The following is a 12,595-nucleotide window of genomic DNA, read 5'->3' on the forward strand; positions in this document are numbered from 1 at the left end:
TCAATTCATCCCAGGTAACTGGACCTTGGGTTTCACGTCGTTCTGCACAACCGATGCCAACGGCGCGACCACACCCTGGCTTTTCAGCAACTGGCCCATGGTTGCCTTGATCCGGTACTGGGTGAACAGCTGCACGTTCTTGATTTCCGCCAGGCGACGGGAAGCGCTAAACAACTCGTTTTCGCTGTCGAGCAAGTCGAGCAAGGTACGCTCGCCGAGGCTGAACTGCTTCTGATAGGCCGTGCGCACGTTGGCGCTGCGGTCGACGTATTGCTGGGCGATCGGCACTTGGGCGTTGGCGTTGTTCAACGCGTTCCAGGCCAGGCCCAATTCTTCGTTCAACTGGCGCAGCGCGTTGTTGCGGATATCCAGCGCCTGGTTGGACAGGTAGGACTTGGATTCCAGGTCGGCCTTGTTACTGCCACCGGCGTACAGGTTGAAGCGCATGCGCAGCATGGCTTGCCATTCATTGTTGTGGCCGTTCTGGCCGTCCAGGTCATTGTCGGCAGTGCGACCCAACTCTGCATCGAAGCGTGGATAGAAGCTCGACTTGGCGGCCGCGTACTGCTGCTCGGCAGCGGCGATATCCGCTTCGGCCGAACGCAGCACCGGGCTGTTGTCTAGCATCTGGGCGCGGGCTTCGGTGAGGTTGGCCGGCAGCAGCGCCATAAAGTCGGCGGGACGCTCCAATTGATCCGGCAGTTGGCCGACGGCGCTGAGGTAATTGGTCTCGGCGTCGGCCAGGTTGGTCTGTTCGGTGATGAGGTTATTGCGGGCCTGGGCCATGCGCGCTTCGGCCTGGTCCAGGTCGGCGCCGCTGCCTACGCCACGGGAGGTGCGCAGCTTGATCTGATCGAAGATGCGTTCGTGGCTTTTGAGGTTTTCCTCGGCCAGGCGCACGAATTCGCGACGGGTCAGCACGTCCAGGTACACCTGGGCCACGGTCAAGCCAGTGCGCTCAGAGGCGTCGAGCAAGGAATAGGCACGGGCATTGACGTTGGCTTGTTGACGCCCCACTTCGCTGGACGTCGCAAAACCGTCAAAAACCATTTGCGACAGGCGCAGGCTCGACTCACTGCGGTTCAAGGTTTCCCAATGATTATTGGTGCCCGAACGGGTGGTCACGCTGTCGGTGCCTTCACGGCCGTACCCGGCTGCGAGGTCCACTCTAGGCAGGTAGCCGCCCTTGGCAGCCTTGAGCTGATAATCCGCCGCCAGGCGACTGTTCACGCCCGCCTGGATTTCCGGATGAACATCCAATGCTTGTTGCATGGCCTGCGGCAAGGTTTGTGCTTGTACGAAACTGGCGGCGAGGGCGAAAGGTAAAGCCTTGAGCAGATGCGAACGCATGGTTGGTTAAATCCCGAAAACGCTTGTCTTGAATCACAGCGAAACGTGGCGCTGCATCGGATGATGGCAACCGGAATGACCGTATGTCGGAAAGTTCAAAACAGGGGTTGGAACACGCACTGAAAGAACAGGTCGCCGCTTAAATATCAATGTGACATTACAGAAGCGATTGTTTAGGATGGCCGGCAGAAGGTCAATAGTTTGGCAGCAACAAAAACCTTCCGCAGTTGCCGCCAATAAACCGTCAAATTTAAAGCGTCAAAACATTTTCCCTTAGTGAGCATGTACGTCCAGACCGCTACGGCCAACGAGGCTGTCGGGTCCATGGAAGTCTACTGAACGTGGTACCCGGAGAGTCTTCAATGAGCAGTGTTATTGCCGTCGTCAAAAGCATTGTTGGTCAGGTTTTCGCCGTATCCCCCGAGGGTATTCGGCGCGTACTCATTGAAGGCGACCGCCTTAACGTGGGCGACCAGTTGGACACCGGCCCTGCCGGTGCCGTCACATTGGAGCTGGCCGATGGCCGCTCGCTGGACCTGGGCCGGGACACCCAATGGAGCGCCAATGCTGCGGACTCCTCCACTGATCTGGAACAGGCCGCCGCCCAAGCCGCACCCTCGGTAGACGAACTGCAACAAGCCATCGCCGCGGGCGTCGACCCGACGACCGCCCTGGAAGCCACCGCTGCCGGCCCAACCGCTGCTGGCACGGGCGGTGCGGCCGGTGGTGGCCACAGCTTCGTCGTACTGGATGCCACGGCTGGCAGCGTCGATCCGACAATCGGTTTTCCCACGGAAGGACTCGCCGCGGCTGCCGCCACCGATGACAACATCCTGGGTGGCGACACCTCCGCCGATACGACCGCCAACGCCGTGCTCAATGCGACCATGACGCTGAGCGCCACGCCGACCCTGACCGAGGCCGGCGGCGTGCTGGTCTACACCGCGACCGTCACCCAGGCGCCGCTGACCAACCTGACCGTGACCTTGTCCAACGGTGCAGTCATCGTCATTCCAGCCGGACAACTGACCGGCAGCGTCAATGTGCCGCTCGCGCCGAACGACACGGTCTATAACGACCCAAGCCAGATCAGCGTGACCGTCACCGGCACCACCGGCGGCAGCGGCATCGCCGTGACCGTACCCACCACGCCCGCCGTTACCCAGATCACCGACACCGTCGACACCACCACCGTCACCCTGAGCGCAGGCGACACCGTTACCGAAGGCGGTCAGATCACTTACACCGCCACGCTGACCAATCCGGCCCAGACGCCAGTGACCGTGACCTTGAGCAACGGCTCGGTCATTACCATTGCCGCCGGCCAGACCACCGGCACCGTCGCTGTCGATACCCCGCCGAACGATGTCTACAACAATGGCGGTACTGTCAGCACCACCATTACTGGCGCAACTGGGGGTAACTTCGAGAACCTGGTTCCGAATACGGCGCCTGCGGTCACGACGATCACTGATTCGCTTGACACCACTACCGTGACGCTGACCGCCAACCCAACCGTGAACGAAAACGGCACGATCACCTACACCGCGACCTTGACCGGTGCCGATGGCAAGCCCGTTACCGCGCAAAATGGTCCGGTTACCGTGACCTTGGACAGCGGTAAAACCATCACCATCGCAGCGGGCGCAAGCTCGGGTGTGTTGGATGTAGCGGTCGGCAACGACGTCTACCAAGGCCCAACGACGGTTACTGAATCGATTGCCTCGGCATCCGGTGGCAACCTCGAAGCCATCGCGCCGAACACCACGCCAGTCAGCACTGTGGTCAGCGATGTCAACGACACGACCACCGTGACGCTGACCGCCAACCCAACCGTGAACGAAAACGGCACGATCACCTACACCGCGACCTTGACCGGTGCCGATGGCAAGCCCGTTACCGCGCAAAATGGTCCGGTTACCGTGACCTTGGACAGTGGTAAAACCATCACCATCGCAGCCGGCGCAAGCTCGGGTGTGTTGGATGTGGCAGTGGGCAACGACGTCTACCAAGGCCCAACCACCGTCACCGAGTCGATCAAAGACGCATCCGGCGGCAACCTCGAAGCCATCGCGCCTAACACGACTCCAGTGAGCACCGTGGTCAGCGACGTTAACGACACGACCACCGTGACGCTGACCGCTAACCCGACCGTGAACGAAAACGGCACGATCACTTATACCGCCACGCTGACGGGTGCCGATGGCAAGCCCGTTACCGCGCAAAATGGTCCTGTAACGGTCACGCTCGAAAGCGGTAAGACGATCACCATCGCAGCGGGCGCAAGCTCGGGCGTATTGGATGTAGCGGTCGGCAACGACGTGTACCAGGGCCCTACCACTGTCACCGAGTCGATCAAAGATGCAACAGGTGGCAACCTCGAAGCCATCGCGCCGAACACGACGCCAGTCAGCACCGTGGTCAGCGACGTTAACGACACGACCACCGTGACGCTGACCGCTAACCCAACCGTGAACGAAAACGGCACGATCACTTACACCGCCACCCTGACCGGTGCCGATGGCAAGCCGGTCACTGCGCAAAATGGTCCGGTTACCGTGACCTTGGACAGTGGTAAGACAATCACCATCGCAGCCGGCGCAAGCTCGGGCGTGTTGGATGTGGCGGTCGGCAACGACGTCTACCAAGGCCCTACCACGGTCACCGAGTCGATCAAAGATGCAACCGGTGGCAACCTCGAAGCTATCGCGCCTAACACGACTCCAGTGAGCACCGTGGTCAGCGACGTCAACGACACGACCACCGTGACGCTGACGGCTAACCCGACCGTGAACGAAAACGGCACGATCACTTACACCGCCACGCTGACGGGTGCCGATGGCAAGCCTGTTACCGCGCAAAATGGTCCGGTTACCGTGACCTTGGACAGTGGTAAAACCATCACCATCGCAGCGGGCGCAAGCTCGGGCGTATTGGATGTAGCGGTCGGCAACGACGTCTACCAAGGCCCTACCACTGTCACCGAGTCGATCAAAGACGCAACCGGTGGCAACCTCGAAGCCATCGCGCCAAACACGACTCCAGTGAGCACCGTGGTCAGCGACGTCAACGACACGACCACCGTGACGCTGACGGCTAACCCGACCGTGAACGAAAACGGCACGATCACTTACACCGCCACGCTGACGGGTGCCGATGGCAAACCCGTCACTGCCCAGAACGGTCCGGTTACCGTGACGCTGGAAAGCGGTAAAACCATCACCATTGCAGCCGGTGCAAGCTCGGGTGTATTGGATGTAGCGGTCGGCAACGACGTCTACCAAGGTCCAACCACTGTCACCGAGTCGATCAAAGACGCATCCGGCGGCAACCTGGAAGCCATCGCACCGAACACCACGCCAGTCAGCACTATCGTCAGCGACGTCAACGACACGACCACCGTGACGCTGACGGCTAACCCGACCGTGAACGAAAACGGCACGATCACCTACACCGCCACCCTGACCGGCGCCGATGGCAAACCCGTCACCGCGCAAAATGGTCCTGTAACGGTCACGCTCGAAAGCGGCAAGACGATTACCATCGCAGCCGGAGCGAGCTCTGGCGTCTTGGATGTAGCGGTAGGCAACGACGTCTACCAAGGCCCTACGACGGTTACTGAATCGATTGCCTCGGCATCCGGCGGCAACCTCGAAGCTATCGCACCGAACACCACGCCAGTCAGCACTGTGGTCAGCGATGTCAACGACACCACCACCGTGACGCTGACCGCTAACCCGACCGTGAATGAAAACGGCACGATCACTTATACCGCGACCCTGACCGGCGCCGATGGCAAGCCCGTTACCGCGCAAAATGGTCCGGTTACCGTGACCTTGGACAGTGGCAAAACCATCACCATCGCAGCGGGCGCAAGCTCGGGTGTGTTGGATGTAGCGGTCGGCAACGACGTCTACCAAGGTCCAACGACGGTTACTGAATCGATTGCCTCGGCATCCGGCGGCAACCTCGAAGCTATCGCACCGAACACCGCTCCGGTCAGCACCGTGGTCAGCGATGTCAACGACACCACTACCGTGACGTTGACGGCTAACCCAACCGTGAATGAAAACGGCACGATCACTTATACCGCCACGCTGACGGGCGCCGATGGCAAGCCAGTCACTGCGCAGAACGGTCCGGTCACCGTGACCTTGGACAGCGGTAAGACCATCACCATCGCAGCGGGCGCAAGCTCGGGTGTGTTGGATGTAGCGGTCGGCAACGACGTGTACCAAGGTCCAACCACCGTCACCGAGTCGATCAAAGACGCATCCGGTGGCAACCTCGAAGCTATCGCACCGAACACCACGCCAGTCAGCACTGTGGTCAGCGATGTCAACGACACCACCACCGTGACGCTGACCGCGAATCCGACCGTGAACGAAAACGGCACGATCACTTATACCGCCACGCTGACGGGTGCCGATGGCAAACCCGTCACTGCCCAGAACGGTCCTGTAACGGTCACGCTCGAAAGCGGTAAGATGATCACCATCGCAGCGGGCGCAAGCTCGGGCGTATTGGATGTAGCGGTCGGCAACGACGTGTACCAAGGCCCTACCACTGTCACCGAGTCGATCAGAGATGCAACCGGTGGCAACCTCGAAGCCATCGCGCCTAACACCGCTCCAGTCAGCACTATCGTCAGCGACGTCAACGACACGACCACCGTGACGCTGGCGGCTAACCCGACCGTGAACGAAAACGGCACGATCACTTACACCGCCACCCTGACCGGCGCCGATGGCAAACCGGTCACCGCGCAGAATGGTCCGGTTACCGTGACGCTCGAAAGCGGTAAGACCATCACCATCGCAGCCGGTGCAAACTCGGGTGTATTGGATGTAGCGGTCGGCAACGACGTCTACCAAGGCCCAACCACCGTCACCGAGTCGATCAAAGACGCATCCGGCGGCAACCTGGAAGCTATCGCACCTAACACGACGCCAGTCAGCACTGTGGTCAGTGACGTCAACGACACCACTACCGTGACCTTGACTGCTAACCCAACCGTGAACGAAAACGGCACGATCACCTACACCGCCACCCTGACCGGTGCCGATGGCAAGCCGGTCACTGCGCAAAATGGTCCGGTTACCGTGACCTTGGACAGTGGTAAAACCATCACCATCGCAACCGGAGCGAGCTCTGGTGTCTTGGATGTAGCGGTAGGCAACGACGTCTACCAAGGCCCTACGACGGTTACTGAATCGATTGCCTCGGCATCCGGCGGCAACCTGGAAGCTATCGCACCTAACACCACGCCAGTCAGCACCGTGGTCAGCGACGTCAACGACACGACCACCGTGACGCTGACCGCGAACCCAACCGTGAACGAAAACGGCACGATCACCTACACCGCCACCCTGACCGGCGCCGATGGCAAGCCGGTCACTGCGCAAAATGGTCCGGTTACCGTGACCCTGGACAGCGGTAAGACCATCACCATCGCAGCGGGCACAAGTTCGGGCGTGTTGGATGTGGCAGTGGGCAACGACGTCTACCAAGGTCCAACGACGGTTACTGAATCGATTGCCTCGGCATCCGGCGGCAACCTGGAAGCCATCGCACCTAACACCGCTCCGGTCAGCACTATCGTCAGCGACGTCAACGACACGACCGCTGTGACGTTGACCGCTAACCCGACCGTGAATGAAAACGGCACGATCACTTACACCGCGACCCTGACCGGTGCCGATGGCAAGCCAGTCACCGCGCAGAACGGTCCGGTTACCGTGACGCTCGAAAGCGGCAAGACGATTACCATCGCAGCCGGTGCAAGCTCGGGCGTGTTGGATGTGGCAGTGGGCAACGACGTCTACCAAGGCCCAACCACCGTCACCGAGTCGATCAAAGACGCATCCGGCGGCAATCTCGAAGCCATCGCGCCTAACACGACGCCAGTCAGCACAGTGGTCAGCGACGTCAACGACACGACCACCGTGACGCTGACCGCTAACCCAACCGTGAACGAAAACGGCACGATCACTTACACCGCTACCCTGACCGGTGCCGATGGCAAGCCCGTTACCGCGCAAAATGGTCCTGTAACGGTCACGCTCGAAAGCGGTAAGACAATCACCATCGCAGCCGGCGCAAGCTCTGGCGTGCTCAATGTCGCGGTCGGTAACGATGTCTATACCGGTGCGCCGTCCATTACCGAGTCGATCAAATCTGCATCCGGTGGCAATCTGGAAGCCATCGTCGTTGATAAGACTGGCGCATCGACTGCTGTAGGCGACACCGTCGACAACACCACTGTCAGCATCACCGGCAGCTCATCGGTCACCGAAGGCCAGGCGGCTACCTATACCGTCAGCCTGACGAACCCGGCGCAAACCGAGGTGACGGTGAAGATCGTCTACAGCGGCACTGCCGCCGACGGCTCGGACTTCACGGGCGTTTACACCGTGAAGATCCCGGCCAATGCCACCAGCGCCAACTTCAACGTGGCAACCCTGGACGACAAGATCACCGAAGGCACGGAAAACTTCGTGGTCAAGATCGACTCCGCCACCGGCGGTAACTTCGAGCATCTGGCGGTCAGCGGGACCAACGGCAGTGTCAGCACCTCGATCATCGACAACGATGCGGCGCCGGTGCTCGACCTGGATGCCAACAACTCCAGTGGCAAGACCGGTGCCGATTACCAGGTGACCTTCACCGAAGGCACCACCGGCCCAGGCGTGTCGATTGGCGATACCGACCTGAAGATCACCGACCCGGACAGCACCATGCTGAGCGGCGCCACCATTGTGCTGACCAACCGTCAGCCTGGCGATCATCTGAACCTGGGCAATAGCGTCAACGGCATCAGCATCAACGCCAACAGCACCGACGGCAAGGTCGTCCTGACGCTGACGGGCAATGCGACGCTGGCCGATTATATGCAGCAGATCAAGAACATCAGCTTCATCAACAACAGCGAAGACCCGAGCAGCGTACCGCGCGTCATCACCGTGACGGTGACCGACGGCGCAAGCTACTCCAACACCGCCACTACCACGGTAAACGTGGTCGGCGTCAACGATGCACCGGTGGCCGCCGGTGGCTCCGTGACCGGTACCGAGGACACTTCGCTGGTCCTCGGCTGGTCGACCTTCGGCGTCAGCGACGTGGACAGCTCCGCCGCCAGCCAGGGCGTGAAAATCACCGGGTTGCCAGGCGATGGCAAGTTGCAGTACCTGGATGGCGCGACCTGGAAGAACGTTGCCAACAACCAGACCTTCACCAAGGCCGACATCGACGCCGGCAAGTTGCGCTTCACCCCGGATGCCAACGAATCCGGTGCCAATGGTTATGGCGGCAGCGGCGTGGGCAACAAGCAGGCTGACTACGCGCAGATCAAATTCCAGCCAACCGACGGCCAGGCCCTGGGCAACACCGGCACCGTGAAGATCGACATCACGCCAACCGCCGACGCGCCGACCCTCAACGTAGCCGGCAACAACGTGACCTCCACCGGCCTGATCAAGGAAGTCTGGACCGGGCTGTCGGGCCTGGGCACCGATGGCAACGGCGCGCCGTCGGGCACGCTCAAGTCAGTGATCGATGCCGCCGGCACGCCGAACAGCAGCACCAACGTGAGCAACGTGCAGAACGACGGCAACGTCAATCCGGGCACCGCGTCGAAGACCTCGGGGCTGATTTTCCTGGAAGCCGGCAAGATCTATACCTTCAGCGGCACCGGCGATGACAGCCTGCTGGTGACCATTGGTGGCAAGGACGTGGCGGGCATTACCTGGGGCGCCGGTGGCAAGCTCAATGGTTCGTTCACCCCGACCACCAGCGGCTACTACACCCTGGACATCTACCACCACAACCAGACCGGCCCGGGCAGCTATGACGTGAACCTGTCGGTCAACGGCAGCACGCCCGTGGACCTGAGCAGCGCCGGCATACCGCTCTATACCGGCGTCGCCGACCTGACGAACGCTGGCGTGTCCGTTTCCGACCTGCACGGCACCAATGGCGAAGGCTACTACGACGGCTTCAAGCTCAACGAAGGCGCCGAAGGCGGCAGCGTGAACCTGTCGAAGATCACCACCGCCCTGACCGACACCGACGGTTCCGAAAGCTTGAGCGTGAAGATCGGCGGCATGCCTGAAGGCAGCGTCCTGAGTGACGGCGCGGGTCACACCGCAACCGTGGGAGCCAACGGCGAAGCCTCGGTTACCGGCTGGAACCTGGGCAGCCTCAACCTGACGCCGCCGACCTATTTCAACGGCCAGATCAACCTGACAGTGACGTCGACCTCCACCGAAACCCTCGGCGGGTCGGCGACGACCACGGCACACATCCCGGTAACGGTGCATCCGGCGGTCTACAACGCTGCGACAGCCACTTCCGGCAGTGACAACGTCACCGGCACCGACGGCAACGACATCGTGGTCGCCGACATCGGCGGCCTGACCGTGGTGCCGGGCGTCAACTACAACATCGCGTTCATGGTCGACAGCTCCGGCAGCATGAGCTCGTCTTCCGTTACCGCCGCGAAGAACTCGCTGACCCAGGTGTTCAACACGCTCAAGCAGAGCATGGGCAGCAACTCCGGGACGGTGAATATTTTCCTGGCGGACTTCGATAATCAGGTCAACAAAAACGTTGCGGTCAACCTCAACGACCCGAACGCGCTGACACTGCTCAAGAGCGTACTCGACTCGATGGTGTCCGGCGGCAATACCAACTATGAAGATGTGTTCAAGACCACCGCAAACTTCTTCAACAGCACCCAAGCCCTGAGTAATACCGGTGCGAAGAACCTGACGTACTTCATCACCGACGGTGAGCCAACGCGCTACCAGTCCGGCGAAGAGACGAACCCAGTGTTGTACGGCACCGTCAAGCTCGACGACGTCCTGAGCGCGGCCAACTACACCGTTGGCAAGTACTACACCCAGACGATCGACAGCACACACAAATTCATCATCGACGAAAATGGGGACATGTTCCTGTCGATCAAGAACGGCAAGAATTGGAATGAAGACTACGTCGGCACGGTGCATGCCGAGGGCAACGGCACGTTCGAGTTCTCCAAACTGGACGGCGGCTGGTGGGGCGACGCCTCGGCAGCAGTCAGCTCAACGGCCAGCTTCACCCTGCTCAAAGGCTTGAGCAACGTTGAAGCCATCGGCCTGAACAACAGCGTGACGCTGAACGACCTCAAGCCCTACGACTCGGACGGCAAGCCGCAAACCAACATCGACCCCAAGGACCTGGCCAACTCGATCATCGGCCACACCGAAGCGACGATGCCGGGAGCCGATACGGTCAACGGCGCGGACGGCAACGACATCCTGTTCGGCGACCTGGTGAGTTTCAACGGCATCGCCGGCGAGGGTTACCAGGCCATCCAATCGTTTGTCGCCCAACAAAGCGGCGCGGACGTCAGCAAGGTCACCACCAGCAACGTGCACCAGTACATCACCGAACACTACACCGCGTTCGATGTGTCCGGCGCACATGACGGCAACGACACCCTGCTGGGCGGTGCCGGCAACGACATCATCTTCGGTCAGGGCGGCAAGGACTTGCTGGACGGTGGTAAGGGCAATGACATCCTGCTCGGCGGCAGCGGTGCCGATACCCTGATTGGCGGCACGGGCAACGACACCCTGATCGGTGGTCTGGGCGGCGACACGTTTGTCTGGAAAGCCGGCGACACCGGCAATGACGTGATCAAGGACTTCAAGGCCGGCGACGGTGACCGGATCGACCTGCGGGACCTGTTGCAGGGCGAAACCGGCAGCACCATCGACCACTTCCTGAAAATCAGCACGGTCGATGGCGTGTCCTCCTTGCAAGTCAGCACCACCGGCCAGTTCAACGCGGCCAACGGTGCGGCGGCGACGCCAGACGTGACGATCAAGCTGGAAGGCAACAACTGGTCGAACATCAACCTGAACTCGCTGATCGCCGGTAGTGATCCGACCATCAAGATCGATCACAACAACAGCTGAGGCTGACACACATCCTGTGGAGAGGGAGCTGGCTCCCTCGCCATGGGATAAGTGTTCATACTCCCCCCAGTTGGCCTATGCTGCCCAGCATGACGCCGCTTCATACATGAGGGATGCCCGATGTTTTATGTGCAACGCGATGCACAAGGCCTGCTGGTGCGCGTGGAAGCCACCGCTTACGCCGAGGCCACCGAGACCTTGCCGGCCGACAACCATGAGATCCAGGACTGGTTCGCCAACCAGGCGGTAGAAAACAGCCTCAAGCAACTCAAGCAAAGCGACCTGGAGATGATCCGGGTACTCGATGACTTGATCCAGGTGCTGACCAGCAAAGGCGTCATCCGCGTCACCGACCTGCCACCAGCGGCCCAGGCCAAGCTGATGGACCGCAACCAGGCCCGTGAAGCGCTGGGTGGGTTGAGTCGGTTGATCGATGACGATGAGAAGGGGTTGATCTAGCCTGCCGCCAAGGCTGGCGCCATTGCCTGCAGCACACCGAACCTGTGGCGAGGGCGCTTGCTCCCGTTGGCCTGCGAAGCATGCCCCAGCCCGTCTATATGCGAAACCGTGTTGGCAGGTTTTACGACTGCTGCGCAGCCGAGCGGGAGCAAGCTCCCTCGCCACGAATTTTTTGGTGTCTGGGCTGACGCTATCGCGAGCAGGCTCGCTCCCACGGTAGATCAGTGTTGACCCTTTATATTCCGGCTCGACACAGATCCAGTGTGGGAGCGAGCCTGCTCGCGATAGCGGTCTTCGGTTTATTACGAGGCTGTCAGGCTGGCTCTTGCACTTCAGCCGATCCATCGCCCGCTCCTCCGGCGCGACCCACAACCGCCATAAAGCGCTTGCGCGTCGTCTTTTAACCGGCTTGCCGCCAGTGTCACCGTTTTTTCGATGACAAACTCAGACTAGCCACGAGACAGCCGCCGGACAAATTCACCGAGTTCGCTTCAACTCGAAGGAAATCTCCTAGGACGTTAATTGAGGGGGCATATCCGTTGCTGCGGTAACGGCTGCTGGCGGTTCCGCTCTTACAGCGGGTTACTTTTTTCAGACGCCAAAAAAGTAACCAAAAACGCTCCGCCCCACCACTCGGCACCTCGCCTAGGCTCGGTGTGCCCTCACTCCGGCATTGCTCCGTGGGCCGCCGCGAAGGGCCATCCATGGCCCAGCGCGGCTACCTCGGCATCCATGCCGAGGTACCCACTGCGCAAGGCCTGCGTTCGGCCATCGTGGTTAACGGGGCCTTCCAGATCAAGATCAAGATCAAGATCAAGATCCAA

The 12,595-nt window shown here is 60.7% G+C and carries 3 protein-coding genes and 1 pseudogene; 3 read left to right on the forward strand and 1 reads right to left on the reverse strand.

Annotated elements, in window-relative coordinates:
* The gene (locus tag J3P92_RS24375; protein WP_420766500.1) at positions 1-1,350 is read right to left on the reverse strand and encodes a TolC family outer membrane protein; all 1,350 of its coding nucleotides are present in this window, start codon (positions 1,348-1,350) and stop codon (positions 1-3) included.
* A 362-nt stretch (positions 1,351-1,712) separates the two neighbouring features.
* On the opposite strand from J3P92_RS24375, the gene J3P92_RS24380 reads away from it, so the two are divergent.
* From J3P92_RS24380 to J3P92_RS24390, 3 genes and pseudogenes are all read left to right on the forward strand, one after another.
* The gene (locus J3P92_RS24380) at positions 1,713-11,312 is read left to right on the forward strand and encodes a retention module-containing protein (RefSeq protein WP_434649350.1); all 9,600 of its coding nucleotides are present in this window, start codon (positions 1,713-1,715) and stop codon (positions 11,310-11,312) included.
* Between the two features lie 120 nt (positions 11,313-11,432).
* Entirely contained in the window at positions 11,433-11,771 is a 339-nt protein-coding gene (locus tag J3P92_RS24385; RefSeq protein WP_014335964.1) for a hypothetical protein, read from the forward strand.
* A gap of 704 nt (positions 11,772-12,475) precedes the next feature.
* Positions 12,476-12,574: pseudogene (locus J3P92_RS24390) on the forward strand (nucleoid-structuring protein H-NS); the annotation flags it as partial.
* Positions 12,575-12,595: the final 21 nt, after the last annotated feature.

This window comes from Pseudomonas sp. D3-27, from assembly GCF_051132165.1.
Lineage (GTDB): Bacteria > Pseudomonadota > Gammaproteobacteria > Pseudomonadales > Pseudomonadaceae > Aquipseudomonas.